Source organism: Pseudorhodoplanes sp., assembly GCF_035565795.1.
In the GTDB taxonomy this organism is placed as follows: domain Bacteria; phylum Pseudomonadota; class Alphaproteobacteria; order Rhizobiales; family Xanthobacteraceae; genus Pseudorhodoplanes.
Window position 1 is genome coordinate 1 of sequence record NZ_DATMRV010000039.1, and the last position, 22,647, is coordinate 22,647.

Genomic DNA, 22,647 nt, shown 5'->3' on the forward strand with positions numbered 1-22,647 from the left:
GTTGCCGTCGCGAGGCGGCGGCGGACAACCACGACGTTGCGCCCGAGGCGCTCCGTCGCCCCTCGCTGTTGCCGAGGGGAAAGAAAGAACGTCCGGCGCCCCCGCGCCGTCAAACAACAGGGGCGATCACGCATGCCTGCAAGCGGGAAAGAACGATGCGCATGCCTGCGAAAACCGCAGCCTCCGGGCAAAGCCGAGCGCCGGCTTTTTCAGGAGCGTGCTCTAGGACGCGCGGCCCTCGTAGCGGTCGCGGCCGGCCACCAGCGCGGCGATCTTGCTGTCGGCGATCGAGCGCTTGAGCATCCAGAAGCCGCAGTCGGGATGGATATAGCGGACGCGACCCGGCCCGAGCACCTTGTCGGCGCGTTCGATCTGGCGGGCGATGGCATCGGCGCTCTCCGTCTCCGTCGCCTTGATGTCGACGACACCCAGCCCCATGCCGATGTCGGAGCGCAGTTCGCGGAACGCCGCCAGCTCCTCCGGCGGCCGGTGCGAATTCTCCATGACGATGTGATCGACATGCAGACTGTTGAGATAGGCCATCAACTGATCCCAGCTGCCCTTCTGGATCGACTGGCCGCCGTAATTGCCGAAGCACAGATGCACCGCCGGCGTCGTCTTCACCGCATCGAGCACCCGGTTCATCGCCGCCGCCGCCCAGCGCCATTCCTCGGGATGGCCGGGCAGATTGGCTTCGTCGACCTGGATGACATCAGCCTCGATATGACGGACCTGCTCGGCCAGCGCGTCAGCAATCGCCATCGCCAGCGGTTCGATATCCCCGTAATGCTTGTCGAGCAGCGTCTTCGCCAGCATATGCGGCCCGGTCAGCGTGAACTTGAACGGCTTCGAAGCCAGCATCCGCGACTTCTGGCAGGCCGCGGGCAGATCGAGCGTGCCGCAGGTGATCGGTCCGTCCACCACGCCCGGCGGCCGGGTCCGGAATTTCATTCCCTGATTTTGCCGATAGGCGAGAATTTCCTCGAAAGTCATCTCCGTGCGCACGCCCCCCAGCGGCACGACGAAATATTCGATCATGCCGTTGGTCTCGGGGTGGTTGACGTCGAAGCGCGACAGTTCGCCGTCGCAGACGAGGTCGATGCCCGCCCGCTCCTGCGTGGCAATGACGACGCGCGTTGCGTCGGCGACGGCCTGTTCCGACGGATTGGCGACCAGCCATTCCGGAAGAGGATAGGAACCGACCGTCGTGGTCTTGATACGCGCTTCAGCCATTTGTCATGCACTCCAATTCCAACGTGTCGTCAGCATCGCGTCGAGCCGGCCTTACTTCGGCAGGAAATCGAGCGAGTAGAACCGCTTCGGATCGGCCGCCGCATCCTTCTCGATCGCCTGATAGTCGACCATCATGTTGACCGAGGCAGCGAAGTTCGCGTCGCTGACGCGAAACGGCGACTGCCCCTTGGTCTCGTCGGTGTAATAGAGCGGGATCGTCAGCTTCAGCCCCGCCACCAGAGCAGCGCGAGGGCCGGCCTTCGGATAAGCGCGCAGCATCGCGTCGATCGCCGCCTCCGGATCCTTTTCCGTTTCCTGAACCGAGCGGATCGCCGCCTTCATGAAACCGCGAACCAGCGCCGCGCGCTTCGTCGCCGTATCCTTGCTGACGAGCAAACCCGAACTGATCAGATTGAGACCGTAGTCGGAGAACGGCATGACGGAGGTCGGCTTCTTCGACGCCTCCTCGATTTTCATGTTCTGATCCATGAGGTAGCCGAGCATCGCGTGGGCGCGGCCGTTGACCACCGCATTGATCTTGGTCTGCGCATCGCCGCCGACGATGTTCATCTCGCTTTCCGTCAGTCCGACCTTTTTCAGGAACAGCGGCCAGACCTGCGAGGGCGCATCGCCCGGCGTCACGGCGACGGTCTTGCCCTTGAGATCCTGCGGCTTGCGGATGTTGTATTCGGTAAGGCTGATGACCGCCATCGGGCTCTTCTGCAGCAGCACGCCGGTGCTGATCACCGGCGCACCTTTCGTTGCCGCCTTGATCATCGTCGGAATGTCGGCATAGCCGAAGTCCGCCGTTCCGCCTGCTACGGCCTGGATGGTGGATACCGAGCCCCGCCCTTCCTGAATGTCGAGGTCGATGCCCTCGGCGGCGAAATAGCCGCGCTCCTTGCCAAGGAAAAACGGCGCGTGCTCGCTGTAGGGATACCAGTTGAGCAGCAGCGTCGCCTTCTCGGCAGCCTGCACCGGCCACACGGCACCCATGCCGAGCGCCGCCGCCGCAAGCAGCGCTGCGCCGCCGGGTCTCAATGCGTTTCGAGCGAAGCAGCGAAGGGTTGCGCGAAATGCTGCAAATGCCACGGGGTAACCTCCGTCATTTCGTTTTTAACCGCTTGGTTAAACCCTATGGACGGTGTTCCCGCTCGTCAAGGCGAGGCAGGCACGACGAACATCATCCCTCTTATGGAAACACAGAAATCTGCGTTACCCACAAAACGCAAACGGCGGACCGAGGTCCGCCGTGACACGCAGGATTCATCGCAAGTCCGATCAGCGCAGGTCCGGTTAATGCAAGACCGGCCAATACAAGTCCGGTCAGCGCGTGTGCGGCCGTTTGCGGAACAGACGGATGCTCATCTGGTCGTTGCCGATGATGCGAACTTCGGCTTCCGCACGGATGACGCGGCTTACCTTGCCGCTGGCGCGCCGCTGCGGCGCCACTACATGCCTTGGCGCAACGCGCTTGCTGCGCACTGTGCGAGCAGAGCGATAGATTGCGCGGTGAGACGGCGCGACAACGCGCCCCGCATGTCCCTTCGTCCGACGATAACGATAGCCCGGCACCGGCTGATACGGCAGCGGCGCGACCGAAGGCCGGACGTAAGGATAAGCCCGCCTGGCATCGCTCGCCCGGTAATGGGTCGGAACGGCGTCATGCGTGACGATCACCCGGTTATAGCGGCCCTGCTGCGGATAGCCCGGCGCATAGCCGGGTTCATAATATTGCGCGCTGGCCCCGCCGAGGCCGGTCAGGAACGCGACGGCAAGAGTCGCGACAGCAAGGGTCGCGACGAAGGTCAGTTTACGCATGCTGGGCATCGGAGGTCCTTAAATGCGTCCCGGCTTTCGGCGCGAGGCGCGTGTTTGTCCTTGGATTCAGAGTCATATCCACGCCCACGGCGGCTATTTCGGCACACCGGGATCGAAGCGCATGATGCGCGGCGGTTCCTCGCTGTAGCCGGGCGGCGTGGACCAATAGCGAAAATAATCTTCCGGCGGCGGCGCCGGATGTTTCGGCAGCACTTCCCGCCGTCCGACCACCGGAATGCGGTCCGAGGCCGGATAAAAATGGCGATGCGCCCACGGTTCGCGCCACCAGCGGCGGACGTAGAACGGACTTTGGCCGACGAACTCGTAAACATCGGTGGTGCCGCCGCGAACGATTGCAGCGCTGCCGTAACCACCGGCATAGCCGCCGTTCCAGCTCAGATCCGCAGCCGCGGCCGTGCCCATAGCAAGGACGGCAGCCAGCAACGGAACACCGGCGGCAAGGGTTCTGCGCATACACATCTCGCGTATCACTCCATTCGACGGCATTTTAGCCGATATCGGTCGACATTGAGCATCGACGCCGAAAGGAATTGCGAGGTAACATTAACTTCGGGAGCACGCCGCCGCAGCGGGCGCAGCCCCTCCCGCCGCAGCGGCGGGCGTCGCGGGAACGGTTTTGGTTTGGCTCAGCTTTGTTTTCGCGACCACGGCCTAGCGCAACCTGGATTTAACCATGTGCCACGCAACCGCGGATGCTTAATGCCAAGATCCGGTAAACGCCCCGGCCCGACGGCACCGACCGCCGTACCAGCGCTGCGCACCGGCGCCGGCTTCCGTAAACGTTATGACGAGCTCGAGCGGCAGCGTCAGGTCCTCATCGACCGGCTGACGCTGATCAGCAAGGAAGCGCGCGGCCACCCGGGCTGCAAGCGGGCGGCCAAACTTCTCAACGAAACCTATCGGCGCTCATCGCTGACGCAGCGGCTCGGCATCCTGCAGGCGGCAAGCTGGCTGCTGGCGGTGATCGAGGGACTGTCGCCGACCTTGTAAGCGCCGCCTGCCATACAAGGCTCCCGGATCAAGCGCTCACTCCCACTCGATTATTTTTTGTCCGGATAGGGCGCTGAAGTCTAAGCGCAATTGATTCTGATCCAGTCTGCGAATCCGAAAAGCGATCCGTTAAAAAATTTTGCCACTGATTTTCCCACAGAAAATCACGATCTTCTTTTGAACGTCGTTTCCGAATCTATCGACAACGATCGAGTGAACCATCGACAGATCGAGGAACGAAAACGGCGCGCGACAACTGGAACGGCACTTCACCGAAGGACAAAAATGACCGTCAACACCGATATCACAAGCCGCCTGCATTGATCTGCACAACTATCGCTGACGTTCGAAACCTATCTCATATCGTTTGCCGCGATGATGTTTTGCCCACGCGGAGACTCCCGACTTCACGCGTACCTTATGTTCCAGCTGAAAGAACACGAAGACGTGTGATGAAAGCCTTGCTGACAGAGGCATGAATCGCTTTGGGAAACCGAGGGGGCAACTCGCCTGTCAACCGTTCCAGCGTATCGCCTGCGGTGGCAGCGATTTCGTCAATCACCGTTTGCACCGCTGGCTTCGAAAGTCCCGCCGCTCGTCCAGTCTCGAAGAAATGCCGACCTTGAATTCCATCAATCCTGTAGTGGTTCTTCGCACCAACGGCCATGGCAAGCTTCATCTGCTTGCGTTCGATCTGGCGGGTGTCGAGGCTCGGCTGGGCTGACAGAACGTCATAGAGGGGCGTCAGGCGGAAAGTGCCGCCCGGTCCGAGGAAGATGCTGAAGTTCTTGGCGTGTCCATCGGTCGCCCCGATGAGCCAGAACATGATCTGGGCCTTGAGGACGGTCTTGCGATCCTCGTCCGGCGTGTCGCTGCCCCTGAGGAGGTCGAGGACCTGCACGAGCCCCGGCCCGCCGTCGCTCTGATATTTCCTGCTCGGAGGAACCGACAGCGCTTGGCAGCAATCTTCCTGCGGCAGGCGCAACAGGCGTCCGTCCCGCGTCCAGCGTCGGTCGAAGCGCTCAATAACCAGCGCCGTAGTCCTGCCGAACGTTTTGATAGCGACATTATTGACCGGAAGCCCAAAGGCTGCGAGCAGCCTCAGGCAATAGAACTCATTCTCGACGCTGTTCGACAGATCGATCCCGTTCGGCAGTTCACCGATCTGAGGCTTGAGGATATGGGTCGTTGGCGTCGTCCCTAGAGGCCTGCGCCAGCGCTTGCCGTCCCACAGCAGAGCGGTCTTTTCCTGCGCGCCGGCAACGGAAATCCGGAAATCATCGTCTCTGTTGAGACCAAGGGGCGCCAGCTCAAGGTTCCGCAGTAGCTTTTCGATCGCCGTGTCATCGATGGGCTCTCCCTCGATCCCGCTGCTACGCTCCTCGACTCCATCGGCAACAAACTGGAGGGCGCCGACGCAGTCCCGCCCGATGGCCGCGAGCAGACTATAGGCGTCGCTCCCTTCCGCGCCGACCCTTTCGGCGACGCGGCGGCGCAGCAGTTCGGAATCAGGGAGCAAATTCTCGAAGACCGCAACGACCGGAGCACCACGCCAGGCGTCTTCCCGCAACGGCAGTGAAAGCGAGACCGGGATGGCGCTCTCCCACCCAAGCCAGCTTTCGTCATATTGAAAGCTGATCGCGCCGCCCGGCTCCTTGAGAAGATGACCAACCAGGCGGTTGTTGAGATAGACGTGCAACGGCACATGCTGCCGGCGGCGCGCCATCAGAAGATATCCTCGATAGCGGCCGCCCTGCCCTTCGATCGTGGTCCGATCTGGAATTCAAGGTCGAGCGCGGCAAGCACCGCAAGGATCGTGTCCAGCCTGGTGGCGGGATTGCCGCTTTCGATTAAGGAGACTGTTTCCTGACGGAGACCCGCCCTCTCGCCGAGCTGCGTCTGGCTCCATCCCCACTGCCTGCGTGCGCGGCGGATGAGGTTGCCGACCTGCTTTGGACTGCGCGCCAAGTCTGCCATAGCTCGACTATGGTCCAATTCCGATAATTCGTCAATATCGTAATTGGCTAATAATAGCGTTCTATGTGTTGGATGTCATAAATACAGCTTATGTGAATTAACACATAATCAACTGATCCACCCTCCATGGACTCATCAAACCGCCCCTACCCCTGTCTATTCCTGCACCCTCCACTCATATGGAGGATATCCATGACTAAGAAACCAACTCGTATGCTACCAACACCGCTCGCCAAAAGTGAGGACCACACTTCGATCGGCCGCGCTCTTATGTCGACCAAAGCGATGGGCCTGCCGCGCGTGATCCGACGACCGAAGCTTAGACTGATCGTGCCAATCGCTGACAGCTCCATCTATGAGATGGAGCAGCGAGGTGAGTTTCCACGCCGCTTCTATCTCTCGTCGCGATGCGTAGTGTGGGATCTCGGCGAGGTCGAGGCCTGGCTGAGACAGCGCCGTGCAGACAGCGATGCCGGACACATCAGGAAGGCGCCAGCGCCTGACATCCGCCTGCGCAAGACACGCCCAATGAAGGAACGCTGAGCCTACGTCGACTGAGCTATCGTGCCATGCGGCGCGATAGCTCTCAACGTGGGCGACGACATCGACTTAATTTGCAAGATTTGGCATTCGCGAACAAAAGAAAGCCGTCGCCGCACAAATCGAGCCCGGAGCGAACAATCTTGAAGCGCGCCGTGCATCATTTGGCGCACCTTCGTCAAAGTTACCTATTGGCCTTGCCGCGTGACGGTTGACGTTGGCTTCCCCTGCTATTCAAGCCGCCAGATTCCACCTTGCCGCAGGTGTTGCACGAGATTGGGACGGAATGCCATGAGACACATTCCGCCTATTCTAGGAGAGCAAACCTATCAACGGTTGCGAACGATATTCCTAAGCTCAATAACGCGAGCCAGACTAACGGCTTGGCGCCCTGGCGTTAACCGACACCGATTGGGCCAGTCGCCATCATATGAAACTCTATGAGAGCCATGCGAACTCCAAGGATCGCGCTTTGGATATCCGTTGGCGTCGCGTTCTGCTGATTGTCTCCAAGCCCCGAAAACAGTTGCCGCGCAAGTTCGACAGCGGGCCTTGCATCTGCAGGTTTGTCGTCCGTAGCGAACGCACCATTCAAATCGCTCAGAAATTTGGCACTGAGGGCGCCCAACTCAGTCGGTCTGTCGGAAATTATTGACTGAAATCGATCAGAGGCCTGCGTTGTCAATTCTCCGGCACGCTCGATGTGGGCCTGCTCGACATCATGCAACACTTTTCCACTCAGCAATTCACGCGCCGCATAGAACGACAGCATGTTCCCAAACGCTTCGTCAAATGCCCGTATCGCCGCTCCTTGGTCGAAAAATACTCCCTTAATCCTATTACTCCATCTCGCCTCAAATTCGGGAGCGGGCAAAACACCCACCGAGGACATAACATGCAGCGCGCAAGACACTGAGACCCTCCCCTTCATCACCGGAGCAACCATCAGGGAGTTCAGGTGCTGACTCTCAGATTGCAGTCTCGCTGCATGTCCATCGAGCCACTGTAGAAACTCCAAGTAGGTCTGACATTCGACAAGCACACAAACATCGCAATCCGGCCATCCCCTCTTCTTGTCCTCAATTGATGGATCACATGTGGTACGCACTTTCGTCCCCTCTGCGGAGAGAGCGGCGTCGAGACGCTGCTTCAATTCGGCGAGCTTTCGCTGGTGTTGTGTCTTGGCCCTCTCACGCGCTCTATTCAATCCCGTTCCTTTTCCCCACATCTGATGCGAAGGCATCATAACGAGTGATGATGGAACACCGCCCTGCTTGCTGACAGCGTGAAACACTTCACGAAGCCCGCTTGCCGTCTCTTCAATCTGAATCAGAGCGTCATCAGGCGCGCCACCAATGTAAGACCAGCGCTTGTCTTCCTGACTGGTCTTAGCGCCTTTGGCGATGCCCTCCATATCGGACGCGAGCAGACATCCATCAACAGAGCCGTCATATATGCGACGACAGGCCGAAGCGATATCGGCGATAAGATCGCTACTCGGATCAGAGAATTCTGGATTCTTATTCAAACCAAGCGCAATTTCTGGCTTGTCCATAGGAAGGCGCGGAAAGAAATCTTGCAGGAGGTCAAGTGCCTGTAATTCTGCCTCCTGGCGCGATGTAAGACGTTGCCCGCGGCATCGCCGATCGGCATGCAATACCAATCGGGTAGCAGCAATCTCCAAGCTTTCTTTACGCCGCTGCATGACGTCGGTTGTCGACCCGGACTCGTACCGCAAGGCGACGGCGTAGAGCAGAAGTCGGTTCCAAGTGATCGTCGCTTGGCTTGAGCTATTGCGCCGAGGAAAGCTTTTTACACCCTGGCTGAAGCCATTAATTGTGATCGGCAGCCCAGTCACTTGGACCGGTCGGGACGTTATGCGCTGGGCGTCTGGAAAAAACGCAAGCATCCGAGCCGCGTAGTCGAAGACGATGGAGTCCGGCTTCCTCGTCAGTTCCCCCTCAACGGCAAGGATATCAGCATGGACCTCAACCTCACCATCGTCGCCTTGCGTTATCGTGGGTTGAAGCGCCCAAGGCGTTTCTCTCCAATGTTTGCCCATGAGGCTTTCGGGCCCACCGAGATCGGAAACCAGCACCCGGACCAAATCTAAGGAGATATCTTCCGCAATCATGAGCGCGGATGCGAGTTCGGATGAAGCCACACCATCCAGCGTCGCCGAGAGAGCAGTTAGTCTGGACAGCTTAGTTCCAAGTTCCAAGCCCGCCATCGAACGCAAGAATACGAAAGTCGATTGAAACGATTTAATATGCGCAACGATCTCTCCAAAGAGCTCATCATCGATTGCAGCGAGGAGCTCCTTTCTAAAATCTTTTCCACGCTGAGCAAAAAATTCATCACGAACCTTCGCAAGCACTTCTAGCTTGCTTCCTGTGTACTTTTCATCACCGAGCAACATCACGATCGAAATCAAAAAGTAGAATCGCGCCGCAATGCCGTGTTTATCGGCGATCCTCTTGAACGCTTCGGCATCACGATCAAGTGCGGACAGCTTGAGTCCCTCGAGCGCGCCGATCAAAACAGCGGGCTCGCGGTTCTTTTTTAGCCTGTTCACTGCGGCTGAAACAATGTCGGCTTCCGCAAGTTGCCCGAGACGCATCGCGGCGGCTGTCAAAATCCGTAGCCCCTCCCCCCTCCGCACTGACGACCGACAAGACCTCACGACGCGCATCCGCCGCGGCGCCGGGCACCAACGCGATACAGGCGTCAAAGATGCATTGTGACCGAAGCTCATGCAAACCGAGAACGTCATCTTCTCCCGCACGACGAATGAGATGTTCGTCGATCAAACGTTGTAGCGCTCTCGCGCACTCGGCTGGCGTCAGTTTCAGATGACTCGCAAGCAGCGCGGTGCTGACACTCGCTCCAAGTGACGCAGCGGCGCTTGTGAGCCTCAGCACTTCAAACTCATTATCACGCTTCTCGTTCAGACGTTGCCGCACTTGATCTGAAACGACTTCCTGCAGCCGCCGTCCCTGCGTCAGAATATGCGCATATTCCAGTAACAGCGCTTGGGAACGCTCAAGCGGCTCCCGCCACGATACCCAGGCTGTGGCGCCATCCTCCCTAAGTTGCTGCCACATCTTTTCTGCAAACGGGGCGTCCAGCTCCGGACGAATTTTGGTGAACTGTTCGGTCCCTTGCAAAATGGCGAGGTTTTCCTCTCGCGCAGTAGCGACGACAAAAACAAACGATATAGAAAGGCTTACCTCAAGCGCGAATTGCCAGGGCGGACCGTCTCCGCTTCCCGCATCATCCAAGTACAGCACTACCGGACTGACAGCAGTCGGGGCCTGGGCAATCAGGCATCGGCGCAAGCTTTCATAATCTTCGGACGCAGACCTTTTCAATTGTATCCAGCGAAAGGCATGGCGCGTCTCAAATGCTGCCAAAAATGCGACAGCGCTTTTCCCAGCTCCCGATGGGCCGGTAACAAGCACACGACGGTTATGAAAGAGCGATTCTATGATCTCGCTCACTATGGCGTCGCGCGGAAATGTGAGACCCGCCGCCACGTGACCGGCTTGCGTTGCAACTCCGAGGTAGTATGCGGACTCCGGTAGCGGACTCCCAAAATCGATATGCTCCGCGATGCCCTTGCGGAAAGCCGACTCAACGGCATTCCAGTCGACCAGCGATAGAACAGCTTCAATTTCCTTATCGACCTCACCTACCGTCAATTTGGAGCGATGTTCAAACGTGGTGGACGCATTGATGTCGGTTCGCGTGCCCATAAGCGCAATGAGGCTGTGAACACAGCACTTGGCCGCGCCCAATGGCACATTCCTTCTTTCGGCGATCACGCTAGCGGCAAGCTCTGCAGGCGATTGCCAAGTGATAAGTCCGCTTCGCGATAGAATCCGGTCCGTCTCTGCTTCGTCACCCAGGATTGCCGTTACGACTGGCTTAAATCTTCTGGCAAGGTCTAGGTTGCTTCCAATTCGTTGGCCCCAATTTTCAAATGACAGCCCGTCAAAAGGCCTGTCGATCAGAACGAACCGAGTCGCTTTTGCTGGCTCGGCAGTAAGAAAAGAGGTTGGCGGCGTTGACAGGATCTCAGCGATCTCCGCTGCGGAGAACCCGCGCTCAGTGCTTGCCTTCGACTTCGTCTGGACATAGACGGCGTGATCGGTCGTCTCGATCGTAAAATCGTCGAAGCTTTCAGGCACTACCGCATTGCCACCAATGCGGCCTGCCCAGCACAAAACCGCCGCGGCAGTCGCGGCAGCATCCTGAAACCGAAAGCCTCGGCCAGCCCGGGCGCCCGAGCGGCTGCGCTTCCATAAGTCTTCGGCATCTGCGGTCTGATTCATAACGCTTTTGGGAAATGGGGCCGATTTCTACTTTGACGAGCAATGTGACAAAGGACGACCATGAATGGGGTCGCTCTGCTTGAAACTATCCATTGCGCGCCGAACAAATCCAGAACAATATGCTGCCATGCCCCAAAATGGTCCAGATCGTCCACAGGTCGCGCCGCCCGCGGCGACCGCCAACGCCGGTGCCCGCTTCGAAGCCAGGGTCGGCGCGTTCTATCTGCTCGCGGTGCTATCGTCCGGGGAGCCCCGCGGTCTCGCGGGCGCGGCTATTCGGCGCGTCCAGTTCCAGCGTGCGGTCGATGGGCGGCCTTTCGATGACATCATCGTTCATGCGGTCAACGCCGACGGCACGCCGGCGCTGCTTGAGATTCAGGCAAAGCGCACGATGGATTTCACTGCGTCTGATGCCGAGTTCGCCGACGTGGTGCGGCGGATGTGGCAGAGCGCGCAAAAGCCCGAGTTCGACACGACGCGCTATGAACTGGCCGTTGCAATCTCGCGAAGTTCGACACGCATTGAGCGCGCTTGCCAAGAAGTCCTTCACTGGGCCCGACAGCTTACTACGGCGGAAGATTTTGCCGCTCATATTGGCCGTGAAGGATTCTCATCGAGGGGAATGCGGGATTTTGTTGCCGCTTTTCGCGGGCATTTGGCTTCCGCAGGCGCCCCGACAGATGACACGACCGTCTGGCGGCTGCTGAGACGATTTCAGATTCTTGTTTTCGACTTCGAGGCACCGGGTTCGGACTACAACCATCGTGCCCGCGAACGAGCGCGCATGGTGCTTGCGCCCAATCAGGCCGCGCGCGCCGTCGAGCTCTGGCCACTGCTGGCGATTGAAGCAGAAACTATAGCTACGGCGGCGGGTGATGCGAACCATGCAGGGCTGGTGCAATCGCTGGGAGAGAAGCATGGATTCCGCTTTGAACCGCGCGCAGATTTGCGGCCGGTGCATGCGCGGCTCGCCGAAGATGCGCGGCATGCACTGAACGACATCAAGGACCAGGTTGGCGGTGTGCGACTCTCCCGCACCGAACTTATCGAGCAAGCCCATCTTGCTTTCGATCAAGCCAAGATGGTGGTGCTTCTTGGCGAAGGCGGCGTCGGCAAGTCGGCAGTGCTGAAAGGGCTTGCCGAGCATGCTCAGCCTGAGGGCACGATTGTCGTCCAAGGACCGGGCCGTATCGTACCAGGGGGCTGGCTCCAACTGGCACATGCAATCGGCTGCCCGGTTACGCGCGATGAGTTGTTTACAGAGCTTGGCTGCGGAGGCGGCGCTACACTGTTCGTGGACAACATCGACCAGATCGACGATCCGCGCGAATGGGCAACGGTGGCGGACCTGCTGCAAGGAGTCCTTGCAAATCCGGGCTGGCGCGTAGCCGTAACGGTCCGCACCGGCACCGGCGACTGGAAGACCAGGGTGCCGGACGGCCTCAAGGATACGATGGCGACACTCGATGTTGCGGAGATCGACGACGCAGAAACCGCCTTGCTGGCTGCCGGAAACCCTACTCTCGCTGTGCTGCTTGGCAATTCCCATCCGGCACGGGGCATCGCCCGTAACCTCTTCTATCTTTCGCGCATGGCCGAACTCATATCGGGGCAAGATCAGGCGGGCATCGGTATCGCCAGCGAAATCGATCTGGCACGCACTTGGTGGCGCTACGGTGGCGGCCGCTCCGAAGACGGCAAGTTCGTGCGCTTGAAGGTTCTTCGCGCTCTGGGAGCCGAGGTGATCGCGCATCCCGGCCGGGCAGCATTTAAGAGCGACGCACACGACTCCGACGCGATCGCGTCATTGCTGCGTCTTGACAGCTTGCGCGAAGATCGGCCGGGCTCGACGGTCGCGTTCCGGCACGATGTGTTACGTGACTGGACGATTGGATTTCTTCTTGACGAAGAACCAGAGCGGTTTGCCGTCATTGACATGAGCCAGCCGCTGCCCGGCGGTCTGTCACGCGCTGTGGAAATCGCGGCTCGTCTCGCCATTGAGGGTGATCCGACAGGTGGGCGCTGGGCGGACTTCCTTCGTCTGATCGAGCGCGAGAGGTGTCATGGAAGCTGGGGGCGTCCTGTGTTGCTTGCGCTGCCGCGTTCGGAACATGCGTTCGACCTGTTCGAGAGGCTGCAAGGCGTTTTGCTGGAGAACGATGGCCGCCGTCTCGGTGAGGTCATCAAGCTGATGATCGCGGTTGAATCTGAACCGCTGGCAAAGCGTATGGCGGCGCTTCAACCCAATGTTGAAGTTCCCGATCGGGCAAACACCTTGAGGTTGCCCAAAGGCCACGGCTGGAGCTGGCTGGTAATGTGGGCTGTAAGGCACATTGCCATGATTCCGAGCGCGCTCATCCCCGACCTCGCCAAGCTGTTCCAGCTCTGGCTTCTCGCCGCACAAGCGCAAACTGAACTCCTGCCGGTCAACGCCCGCATCGTCGCCCTACTCGGCGCGTGGCTGGCGCGGATCGAAGATGCGATGCGCCCCGTCATGGTGCGAGATGCCAGCGAACTGCCGGAGGTCGATCTCAATTTTCCGCATATGCGGACAGTGCGGGACGATATCCGCGTGACGTTCTTTGCGTTCGCTCACCTCAACCCGGCTGCCGCCCAACAGTATGTCTCTGGCCTCGATCCCGATACAGTCAGGCATCATGAGATGCGTGACATTCTTCGGGCGCCGGGCCAACTCGTCAAAGCAGCGCCCGGGGCACTGGCGACCTTCGCGCTTGCCGCACTGATAGAGAAGGCGGACCCGGACGACCTCTACAGGCGCAGGGCTGACCGCTTTGGGCCGTTCGGCGTACACGACACACTGTTTTCCCCAGTGTCGCCAGGACAAGGACCGTTCTTCGAATTGCTGGAACATGCACCCGCCGAAGGGTTGGGGCTGGTCCGCGGCCTGGTCGAACACGCGATGCGATGGCGGCGCGAAGCCTATGACGAGGCCGGGCAGACAATTCCGTCGGTGACTGTTCCATTTCCGGGCGGCCCCAAGACGTTTCAGGGTGGCTATGGCACCTATCAATGGGCCCGTGGCAACGGCCCGTCCGTTATTGTGGGATCGGCTCTCCTGGCGCTTGAGGCGTGGGCGCACCGGCAAATCGAAGCCGGCCGTCCTTTTGCAGAAGTTCTCGACGATGTAGCCAGCGCCGATGGATCGAGTGTGGCGTTTCTAGCCGTCGGCGTCGATCTTGTGCTCTCCCACTGGTCAGCGGCCAAGGACACCGCGTGGCCTTTGGTGGCAACCCCCGAACTCATTCAATTCGAAGATGCCCGTTTCAACCATCATGCGGCAGGCGCAGACCGGCATCTCGCATTTGAAACCGAACCGGCAAGCTGGCGCGTCAAGCGGGCCGATCTTGATGCGCGGCCCTCGCGGCACACGCGCCTTTCCGACAAAATCGGCCACTACGTGTTTCGAGCCCCGCCGGAGCGGCTTGCCGAACTCCGCAGCACCTTGGAACAAGCGCGCAATCGCATCGCTGCGCTGCCTGACGATGGCGATCCCATCAACGGGTTGCGGGCAACGGCCGATCGCGCCGTGCACATGACTGATCCTGCGAACTGGATCCTGACCAATGTAACCTTGGCAGATGGGACGCAGGCCGAAGCGCATCAGTACAGGCCGGCGCCCGAGGAACAAGCGCGCCTCGATGCCGCGAAGGCAGAATCCGATGCGCACATGCAGCACTTAGCGCTGCGACTGCGGTTACAGGCCGCGCTGCTTGATCCCGCGAAATCGACGCCAGAGATCGTGACCCAGGGGATCTATTGGGCACAAACGCAGCCTACCGATCCGCAACCGGCGCCGAACGGCGGCGAAGAGGACAGGGACGAAGCATTCAATAGGGAATGCGACCGGCGCGCCATGATCATGGCCGCGGCGTTGTCGGCGCGAGACTACGAAGGTGCAGATCGGAAACAGATCCTGGCTTGGGCTCAACCTCTGCTGCTGCATGCGGCAACAAAAGATGATGACACGGAGTATCGCGGCAACGACCAGATCGAGTACAGCACGCGGGCCATCGCCGCGGTTGGCCTCATCGCCCTTTATTTCAGGGACCAGGACGCGGCGACGCGAGACGCACTGCTCCGCCTGACCACGCATCAGCATGGTGCGGTGCTGAACGCCTTCGGACAGCAATTCGTCCGCTTCCATCAGCACGACCCGGGCCTCGTCCGGTCATTCGCCCGCATCGTGATGGCCCGCTCAATTTATGCGCGCCGGGGCGAAAGCCCGGAAGCAAAGGAGCGGATCAGAAAGCAGCAGGAGGACCGGATCGAAGTTGCAATCACCGCCGAAATATCCTGGCTGAATGGCGGCGAAAATGAACCGCCTTGGCCGGAAATGCCTCCTTGGCTATCGCGGCCGCGTCGCGGCATCCGGATCGGCGGTTGGTCTGGCGATGAGCTAGAGGACGAGGATAGGCATATTCCCGAACTGTTTGTGGACGAGCATCCGATGGGTAACCTGTTCGGCCACCTTGTGCCGCTGACGGCTGGAAGCCCACCCGATTGGCTGGTGGACCTGAGCGAGTACATGATGAAATGGACCTCCGAGGCGAACGGCCCGCAAGGTGTCAACGACCGTCAACATGATCATCGCCCAACTACATGGAACACGCATTTTTTCGATTTTGTGGGTGTCCTTTGCGTCGGCCTGCCCCACGCACAGGTGAAGACGTCGTTCCTAGAACCGATTTGTCGGTTCAAGGACGATGCGTTTCACGAAGCGGCGGCAGGATTCCTGCGCGGCTTTGACCGCGCAACCCTGGCCATCAACACGAGCGATCCCGAAGACCCGGCGGCAGTACGCAGATTGGTTTCTGATCGCATGCGGCAAGGCTGGGGGTTCAAGCGCGCCGCCCGGGAAAAGGGAACGACTGTCGAAAGCCACTTCGGCGATGCCGTCCACGCGATGTTTTATCACGGATCGCATTGGGGAAGGCCAACGCGACCTCTCCTTCCTGAGCGGTGGCCCGGCTTGCAGGCCACGTTCCCGACACTTGCTAGCATGGCAAAGGATGCCGGCACCTCCGTATATGTGGCGAACCTGTTTCTCAATCTCGTTGAATCATCTCCGACGATTTCGCTGTTGCCAGCCGTCGCTGAAACAGTAACCGCCTGGTGCTCGGCCTACGGGGCCGACGCCAATTTTTGGGCGGAATGGGGTATCGGCGACAGGGTTTGCCGTTGGCTCGAGCAGGTGCTGGCGACAGACGAAGCTTCGGTCGTAGCTCTGGACGGGGTCCAAGAGTTGCTCAGGTCGCTCGATGTGCTGATCCGCTCCGGCGTTCCCCGAGCCCGTGAAATCGAGGAGAAGATTGTGAGGCTGGCATTATCCCGAACGTCCGCCTGATGCAGCCAAGCTAGCTTAGCGTGGTCGAGTGGCGGCCTACCCCAACCTGCTCCAGAATCAACCAAACTTCTGGCTGCGGAGCCAAGCAGAGAATTCGATAAATGCTCAAGTCCCCGAAGGTACTCGCAGATCCGGTGCACTAATTGGTGCACCAAAGTCAGCCAAAAATTCAATGCGTTGGCTAACTCGGAGCGCTTATTAATAATGATGTAGGTTGGATAGTGAATGGGATAACACAAGCTACTGTTTTTCCGTGCGAAAAACCTACGATAAAGTACTCCAAGCTACGCTCCCCTACTCCCACTCGATTATTGCTTAAAGACATAACGCCTTGATTCGGCGCCTCTAACTTTCCAACAAGGCCTTGCAATTCCGTCCACATGACCGTCAAAACTTTTTGCTTCTGAAATCATTGAAATTTTTCGTGTGCTCTTTGATTTTGGCATTTCGGTATCTGACAAAGACAGTCGCCAAACTAACGATACGGAGCGAAGCACTCAATCACTCGCAAACGAGCGCTGACGCGCGGTTGACCACCTATGCCTTAAACGATTCGCTATCAAAGATTTTCTCGATGACCGATGCACTACTCTTCGATCGCGGCCCAACCTGAAATTCAAGGTCAAGCGCAGCGAGGACAGCAAGGATCGTGTCCAGCATAGCGGCGGGATTACCCGTCTCAAGTAAGGAGATCGTTTCCTGGCGCAAACCCGCCCTATCAGCGAGATGCGTCTGGCTCCATCCACTCTACTTACGTGTGCGGCGAATGAGGTTGCCGATCTGCTTTGGACTGCGCGCCAAGTCTGCCATACGAAAATTATGACCCAATTCCGATAATTGGCCTTTATCGGAATTGGCCAATAATTCAGATGTCCGCACCGAGACCGTAGAAGAAAGATGGCGGTGAGAAAATCTTAGTCGAAGCCGCCTCGGCGTTTGCAGCTTGAGGCAAGTCGGGTTTTCTTTCAGACGCTTAAGCCGGTCATGACTTTGGAGCGCACCCTAGATCGCGCATAACCTGGGCCACCACAGCGGTCGAAAGTTCGCTAGCGCAGTCGCATTTTGCACGATAGCATATTTACATTGTAGCTGGCTTATTTTGGTCAACCTGGTGTCGGGGGGCATCACCATGGCCGCAATCATAAGCGCAACGGCATTTTCGAACAACGAAGTGGCTTACATTGCCTGGGAGATTGACGGTCCGGTTATTCCCGGATGCCTCGGCTTCAACATCGTGCGCGAATTCCTCAACGCGGCCGGCGACGTGATCGAGGCAAAGCCGCTCGCCGCTTATGTCGCCTTCAAGGGACAGCATAATCCGGATGGGTTGGCGCAGAACACCACGGTGTGGCCGGTTCAGAAATTCAATTGGCGCGATCTGACACTCCGCAAACGCCGGAGTGCGCTCGAACGGCGTGAGCAGAAATTGAAGGTGCGCTATTGCATTCGCGCCGTTGGCCATTTCCGTGATGGCCTAGAGAAAGTTGAAGCGGTGCCGGAAAGCCATTTCGACCGCAACTCGAAACGGCAGATTCAACACACTTACGAGGGCGATCCCATCGCGCTCGGCTATTTGACCCCCGAATTTCGCACCAATGTCATGGACGTGCCGGCTGATCGCAAGCCGTTCACGTCGACATTCACTAACGGCATCCTATCAACGCAGTTCATCGTGCGCATCCTCGAGGAGGATGGCAAGATTACGCCCGGTGAATTGGAGGATCGGCTGAGGCAGCCGGGCGACTTTCTACGCAATTATCTGGCCGGCGAAACGCTCCCCCTCATCAAGAATTTCTTTGCGCAACCTGGCGGTCGCTTTCATGCCGCTCTCTACGAACTTGAGGACGAACAGCTCGAGGAATTCCTTGTTGCCCATGCGGAGCGTCTTGATTTGATCTTATCCGATGCCGGCAGTGGGTCCGGCAAGGATGAGGACGAACGCCCGGCCGCAAAGAAGAAAAGGGCGACATCCGCTGCGGCAAAGAAAAAGGCTGCAACCAGGAAAAGCAAGAAAGTCACTCTTTACGATACCCGCAACGCCGCAGCGCGCCGTCGCCTGCAACAGCTTGCCAGGAAGCGTGACACCGCCTTTACACTGCAGCACCGGATGTTCAATGGCTCGGGTCACATCGGCCACAACAAGTTCATCGTGTATGTCGACGACGCTGGCGTCGCGAAATCGGTCCTCACGGGCTCGACGAACTGGACCTGGTCCGGGGTCGCCGGCCAGAGCAACAACTGCATCCGCATCGACGACGAGCAGATCGCGGCCGCGTTCCTGGCCTACTGGCAGCGCCTGCACAAGGACGCCCTGCCGATTCCCAAGCCGCTGAGCGCGAAGGCAACCGGCGCCAATCAAAGCGACGAACTCAAGTCCGACAATCGTAGCGCCGTGACGGGGAAGCTGACCGGGGGCGGCACATTCGAATGCTGGTTCTCGCCGAACATGCCGGGCAAGGCGCAGCCGCCGGCCAAGACCGTAAAGCGGCCACCGCCGCCCCCGCCCGACCTCGATCGCCTGTTTTCGCTGATGCGCAAGGCGCGGAAGGCGATATTCTTCCTGGTGTTCATGCCCTCGCGCGGCGGCGCCAACTCGATCGTCGCGGAAGCCGTCGATCTTGGCATCAAGGATACGTCGCTCAACGTCGTTGGCGCGATTTCGGACACGCAAGCGATGTGGGGTTATGAGGCGAGCCGCAAAACCGAAACGGGCGCAAAGATTCCGGCCTCCTCGCCTCATGTGTTTCAGCAAGGGGGCGTCTCGGTCGTGCGCGCAACCGCGCTCACCGACAAGGAAATCGGCAGAGAGCTTGGCGACTTCCGGCTCGTGGAGAAATTGACGGTGGGCCGCGCGATCATTCACGATAAGATTCTTGTCCTTGATCCGCTCGATCCGGACAACTGCGTCGTTGCATTCGGCAGCCACAATCTCGGATACAAGGCCTCATACTCGAACGACGAAAATCTGACCATCGTGCGAGGGCATCGGGCACTGGCCGAGGCCTATGCGGTGCATGTGCTCGATGTCTACGATCACTATCGCTTCCGTGCCGTTGAGGCGGAAGTGAACGCCGGCAAGAAGCCGAAGAAGGGCAAGACGAGCACCGGCAAGGAGAAGCAGGGCTGGGTCGGCTTTCTCGACACCACTGACACCTGGCAACAGAAATCGTCACACCGCATGTCGCGATATTTCACGGGCTGACGGGACGAGTGGTAGGATCGATGCTTTCATTTCATTGCTTCGGGGAAAGTTATGATTGGCTCGCGATTGTTCAGTTTTTGCTCCCTACTGGCGTGGCTTGTGATTTGCACCGCGACGGCCCATGCCCAATCCCAGTATGGATCCTTCCCCTACCCTCTGGACCTGCGAATGTCGGACGACGGCCGGACCGCAACGTTGCTTGCGCAATTCGCCTACATCGATCCGAATGGAAAGCATTGGGACGTCCCGACGGGGACGCGGGTCGACGGCGCATCGATCCCATGGCCGTTGTGGAGCATCATCGGAAGTCCATGGACCGGACGATATCGAGAAGCGTCCGTCGTGCATGATTACTTCTGCGATACCAAAACTGCGCCGTGGAAACTGGTGCATCGCAACTTTTATACCGCCATGCTCGCCAATCAGGTGGACGGCATTCAGGCTCGGATCATGTATGCGGCGGTGTATCGATTCGGCCCACGTTGGGATTTCGAATACACGCCTGACTGTCCCAATTGCGCCGCTGTTCCACATCGCGTCGATCAGTTCTTGCCGGAGTTTAACCAGGCCGAATACGATGCGCTTGAGGCAAGAGCACGAGGCGGCGCCTCTGTCGAAGCTCTTGAGGCTGAAGCTGACGCCTTGTTCCGCAAGGATATCCAGAAGCAGGAAATTGGAACGCCGGTCTTCATAAGATAACAAAGCGCACGATGGCGAACAGGTGGCTCATCCGAATTTTCTGTGCGCTCGTCGCTGGCATCAGTGTCCCTGCTTCTGGCGACACGCTTGTTCTGCAGGGGGGTAGCAGTCTTTCGGGACGATTGCTTGCATTCGATCGCCAGCAGGTGGTCTTCGCCGACGGCTGTCTTGGCGACGCGCTTTCACATTCATGGACCGCGATCATCAGCGCCGAAATCGGCGGCGCCTGCGATGGCCCGCCGGAGAGGTCGTCGCAACCGATCAACCATCGTTGTTCGGCAGAGGGCTTCCAAGTGTTCGCCGTGGTGTTCAAACATTCTGCTCTGCCTGTGCTTGCCGAAAATGCGGCAATGACAAGAAACCGCATGTTGCATCTGGATTTGCTGGATCCCTGGGATCAGGCCCACGGTGACGTAGAGGATGTCCGTCAAATCACAAGGGTTACGGTCTGTCGAGACGACCTTAAGCGCGATATCGCCCTTCCTTTATCCTATTGCAGTGAGCCGCGACAGGTTGCCGTTGCCTTCGACTACAAGACGCCGCTCAGCAACCGCATCCTCACCAACGGATTCTCATTCTACGTCCGCGTCTCGGGGAGCAAGCCGGACTATTTCGACCTCGATGCGTTTCGCAAAGAGGTCAAAAGCGCATTCCAAAACGGAATCTCACTTTGGACATCCGCTCTGCACGAACGCCAGAATATGCTCACGGAGCCGATTCAGCGCTTTCTCGAGTCCCGCATCAGCAGAAGCACGAGCGGCTATACGATGCTGCTTCCGCCGCAGGTGATCGAACTGGCATGCCCCCAAGCGGCGACGTTCGTGGTCGATCTCAGTTTTGGCAATCGCGGTCTTTTTCCGCGTCCACCGCTGGTCCTCGCAAAAGCCCAGACCGAGGGGCGAACGATTGCGCTGAATGTGTTCGATATCAAATGTTTTCGTGCCGAGTTTCGTTTCGATGCCAACAAGCGGCTGCGGTTTGAACTTCCGGAAGGATGTCTCAACCTCGTCCCGATCATGACGCACGAACTCGGCCATGCGTTCGGGATCCACCACATCAATGATCCGGCGGCTCATGCGCTCATGGATGAACGATTTTCCCGCGATGCCCTCGTGCCGACAGACGGTGACGTCGCCCAACTCATCGCCGTCTTGAGCCGCTCAATCGAAGGGGATTTACCGGGGGCGATCACCATGGTTTCCAGCAATGGTGTTCAGCCGCCCGCGGATTATGTTGAATGCCCGCCGCAAGCCGCGCCCAGTTCGCAGCCGGAGTGCAACTAGAGAAAGCCCTCCACGACACGGCTGCCTTATCCTCTTTATCCACTACGCTCGTCACTTCACGCGTAGAGATCAGATCGCCGATCGCAGGTCATTCTACGCCAGACTACGATGACCCTGATTGGCTTGTTGCTCCGCCCCTGATGATGCCTTTTCTATTCGTCCCCGACGTTCGGCGAAATCGCGCCGAACATCTTGGGGGACGCGATGGCTGGGACCGGACAACTTGAGCATTCCGCCTCGCGCGGTGCGCGAATGTTGCGCACCGCGCTTGGCCCAGCCATCGCGACGTTCCTGCAGGACGCCTCCGTTGTCGAGGTCATGCTCAATCCGGACGGTCGGCTCTGGATCGATCGTCTTAAAGGTGGACTGGAAGACACCGGCGAGCGGCTTTCTCCTGCCGACGGCGAACGCATCGTCCGTCTTGTCGCGCATCACGTCGGCGTCGAGGTTCATCCTGCGTCGCCGCGCGTGTCGGCCGAACTGCCCGAGACCGGCGAACGCTTTGAAGGACTGATCCCGCCGGTCGTCGCGGCACCCGCCTTCGCCATCCGCAAACCGGCCGTCGCGGTCTTCACGCTCGACGACTATGTGGCGGCCGGCATCATGCAGCCCAACCAAGCCGTGCTGCTGCGTCAGGCGGTCGAGACACGCCGCAACGTGCTGGTGGCTGGCGGCACGTCCACGGGCAAGACAACGCTAGTCAACGCCCTGCTCGCCGAGGTCGCCAAGACATCCGATCGCGTCGTGCTGATCGAAGATACCCGCGAACTGCAATGCGCGGCGCCGAACCTCGTCGCGCTGCGCACCAAGGATGGCGTCGCCTCGCTTTCCGATCTGGTGCGGTCCTCGCTGCGGCTTCGCCCCGACCGCATTCCGGTCGGCGAGGTCCGCGGCAGCGAAGCGCTCGAACTCCTGAAGGCCTGGGGCACGGGACATCCCGGCGGAATCGGCACCATTCACGCCGGCAGCGCGATCGGCGCGCTGCGGCGGCTCGAGCAACTGATCCAGGAAGCCGTCATCACGGTGCCGCGCGCGCTGATCGCCGAAACCGTCAACGTCATCGTCGTTCTTGCCGGCCGCGGCCGCGAACGACGCGTTGCCGAGCTGGCCAGCGTCGAACAGCTCGCGCCCGGCGGCGACTACGTCCTCATTTCCCATCACTCCGAGCCTTCAGGTGACTGA

14 protein-coding genes and 1 pseudogene are annotated in these 22,647 nt (G+C 59.2%); 7 read left to right on the forward strand and 8 right to left on the reverse strand.

The window, feature by feature from the left end; translation table 11 throughout:
• Positions 1 to 222 precede the first annotated feature (222 nt).
• From VNZ93_RS03660 to VNZ93_RS03675, 4 genes are all read right to left on the reverse strand, one after another.
• A complete protein-coding gene (locus VNZ93_RS03660) occupies positions 223 to 1,233 on the reverse strand; it encodes a cobalamin-independent methionine synthase II family protein (protein ID WP_325700244.1) in 1,011 nt (336 codons plus the stop codon).
• Between the two features lie 51 nt (positions 1,234 to 1,284).
• The gene (locus VNZ93_RS03665) at positions 1,285 to 2,229 is read right to left on the reverse strand and encodes an ABC transporter substrate-binding protein (RefSeq protein WP_414709978.1); all 945 of its coding nucleotides are present in this window, start codon (positions 2,227 to 2,229) and stop codon (positions 1,285 to 1,287) included.
• 330 nt (positions 2,230 to 2,559) lie between these two features.
• Positions 2,560 to 3,054, reverse strand: a complete 495-nt coding sequence (locus VNZ93_RS03670) for a hypothetical protein (protein WP_325700250.1) — start codon at positions 3,052 to 3,054, stop codon at positions 2,560 to 2,562.
• Positions 3,055 to 3,147: 93 nt separating this feature from the next.
• Positions 3,148 to 3,528 (reverse strand): hypothetical protein, encoded by a 381-nt coding sequence (locus tag VNZ93_RS03675; RefSeq protein WP_325700253.1) that lies wholly within the window; start codon positions 3,526 to 3,528, stop codon positions 3,148 to 3,150.
• 246 nt (positions 3,529 to 3,774) lie between these two features.
• On the opposite strand from VNZ93_RS03675, the gene VNZ93_RS03680 reads away from it, so the two are divergent.
• Positions 3,775 to 4,065, forward strand: coding sequence for a hypothetical protein (locus tag VNZ93_RS03680; RefSeq protein ID WP_325700256.1), 291 nt, complete (start codon positions 3,775 to 3,777; stop codon positions 4,063 to 4,065).
• Positions 4,066 to 4,483: 418 nt separating this feature from the next.
• Here VNZ93_RS03680 and VNZ93_RS03685 read toward each other — a convergent pair whose 3' ends face one another.
• Together VNZ93_RS03685 and VNZ93_RS03690 are read right to left on the reverse strand one after the other, a co-directional pair.
• Positions 4,484 to 5,791 (reverse strand): type II toxin-antitoxin system HipA family toxin, encoded by a 1,308-nt coding sequence (locus tag VNZ93_RS03685; protein WP_325700259.1) that lies wholly within the window; start codon positions 5,789 to 5,791, stop codon positions 4,484 to 4,486.
• On the reverse strand, positions 5,791 to 6,042 hold the full coding sequence (locus tag VNZ93_RS03690; protein ID WP_325700262.1) for a helix-turn-helix transcriptional regulator: 252 nt from the start codon (positions 6,040 to 6,042) through the stop codon (positions 5,791 to 5,793). Before VNZ93_RS03690 ends, VNZ93_RS03685 begins: the two co-directional genes overlap by 1 nt.
• Positions 6,043 to 6,234: 192 nt before the next feature.
• On the opposite strand from VNZ93_RS03690, the gene VNZ93_RS03695 reads away from it, so the two are divergent.
• On the forward strand, positions 6,235 to 6,585 hold the full coding sequence (locus tag VNZ93_RS03695; protein WP_325700265.1) for a helix-turn-helix transcriptional regulator: 351 nt from the start codon (positions 6,235 to 6,237) through the stop codon (positions 6,583 to 6,585).
• Positions 6,586 to 6,979: 394 nt separating this feature from the next.
• On the opposite strand, the gene VNZ93_RS03700 is transcribed toward VNZ93_RS03695, so the two are convergent.
• Positions 6,980 to 9,217 carry a hypothetical protein gene (locus VNZ93_RS03700; protein WP_325700268.1) on the reverse strand — a complete coding sequence of 746 codons (2,238 nt, stop codon included), beginning with the start codon at positions 9,215 to 9,217 and terminating at the stop codon, positions 6,980 to 6,982.
• Positions 9,218 to 10,980: 1,763 nt separating this feature from the next.
• Here VNZ93_RS03700 and VNZ93_RS03705 point away from each other — a divergent pair.
• Positions 10,981 to 16,281 (forward strand): ATP-binding protein, encoded by a 5,301-nt coding sequence (locus tag VNZ93_RS03705; protein ID WP_325700271.1) that lies wholly within the window; start codon positions 10,981 to 10,983, stop codon positions 16,279 to 16,281.
• A gap of 537 nt (positions 16,282 to 16,818) precedes the next feature.
• Here the strand turns inward: VNZ93_RS03705 and VNZ93_RS03710 are convergent.
• A pseudogene (locus tag VNZ93_RS03710) lies at positions 16,819 to 17,013 on the reverse strand (hypothetical protein); the annotation flags it as partial.
• Between the two features lie 397 nt (positions 17,014 to 17,410).
• Here VNZ93_RS03710 and VNZ93_RS03715 point away from each other — a divergent pair.
• The 4 genes from VNZ93_RS03715 to trbB all read left to right on the forward strand — a co-directional run bounded on the left by VNZ93_RS03715 (position 17,411) and on the right by trbB (position 22,647).
• Positions 17,411 to 19,483 carry a phospholipase D-like domain-containing protein gene (locus VNZ93_RS03715; protein ID WP_325700274.1) on the forward strand — a complete coding sequence of 691 codons (2,073 nt, stop codon included), beginning with the start codon at positions 17,411 to 17,413 and terminating at the stop codon, positions 19,481 to 19,483.
• Positions 19,484 to 19,651: 168 nt separating this feature from the next.
• On the forward strand, positions 19,652 to 20,182 hold the full coding sequence (locus tag VNZ93_RS03720; RefSeq protein WP_325700275.1) for a DUF1353 domain-containing protein: 531 nt from the start codon (positions 19,652 to 19,654) through the stop codon (positions 20,180 to 20,182).
• A gap of 11 nt (positions 20,183 to 20,193) precedes the next feature.
• Positions 20,194 to 21,465, forward strand: a complete 1,272-nt coding sequence (locus tag VNZ93_RS03725; RefSeq protein ID WP_325700276.1) for a matrixin family metalloprotease — start codon at positions 20,194 to 20,196, stop codon at positions 21,463 to 21,465.
• A gap of 204 nt (positions 21,466 to 21,669) precedes the next feature.
• Positions 21,670 to 22,647, forward strand: a complete 978-nt coding sequence (gene trbB / locus VNZ93_RS03730; protein WP_325700279.1) for a P-type conjugative transfer ATPase TrbB — start codon at positions 21,670 to 21,672, stop codon at positions 22,645 to 22,647.

What these genes read in the sequence shown, in the direction of transcription:
- VNZ93_RS03660 (WP_325700244.1), bottom strand. Translation starts at nt 1,233, where the DNA reads ATGGCTGAAGCGCGTATCAAGACCACGACGGTCGGTTCCTATCCTCTT.
- VNZ93_RS03665 (WP_414709978.1), bottom strand. Translation starts at nt 2,229, where the DNA reads ATGGGTGCCGTGTGGCCGGTGCAGGCTGCCGAGAAGGCGACGCTGCTG.
- VNZ93_RS03670 (WP_325700250.1), bottom strand. Translation starts at nt 3,054, where the DNA reads ATGCGTAAACTGACCTTCGTCGCGACCCTTGCTGTCGCGACTCTTGCC.
- VNZ93_RS03675 (WP_325700253.1), bottom strand. Translation starts at nt 3,528, where the DNA reads ATGCGCAGAACCCTTGCCGCCGGTGTTCCGTTGCTGGCTGCCGTCCTT.
- VNZ93_RS03680 (WP_325700256.1), top strand. Translation starts at nt 3,775, where the DNA reads ATGCCAAGATCCGGTAAACGCCCCGGCCCGACGGCACCGACCGCCGTA.
- VNZ93_RS03685 (WP_325700259.1), bottom strand. Translation starts at nt 5,791, where the DNA reads ATGGCGCGCCGCCGGCAGCATGTGCCGTTGCACGTCTATCTCAACAAC.
- VNZ93_RS03690 (WP_325700262.1), bottom strand. Translation starts at nt 6,042, where the DNA reads ATGGCAGACTTGGCGCGCAGTCCAAAGCAGGTCGGCAACCTCATCCGC.
- VNZ93_RS03695 (WP_325700265.1), top strand. Translation starts at nt 6,235, where the DNA reads ATGACTAAGAAACCAACTCGTATGCTACCAACACCGCTCGCCAAAAGT.
- VNZ93_RS03705 (WP_325700271.1), top strand. Translation starts at nt 10,981, where the DNA reads ATGGGGTCGCTCTGCTTGAAACTATCCATTGCGCGCCGAACAAATCCA.
- VNZ93_RS03715 (WP_325700274.1), top strand. Translation starts at nt 17,411, where the DNA reads ATGGCCGCAATCATAAGCGCAACGGCATTTTCGAACAACGAAGTGGCT.
- VNZ93_RS03720 (WP_325700275.1), top strand. Translation starts at nt 19,652, where the DNA reads ATGTCGGACGACGGCCGGACCGCAACGTTGCTTGCGCAATTCGCCTAC.
- VNZ93_RS03725 (WP_325700276.1), top strand. Translation starts at nt 20,194, where the DNA reads ATGGCGAACAGGTGGCTCATCCGAATTTTCTGTGCGCTCGTCGCTGGC.
- trbB (WP_325700279.1), top strand. Translation starts at nt 21,670, where the DNA reads ATGGCTGGGACCGGACAACTTGAGCATTCCGCCTCGCGCGGTGCGCGA.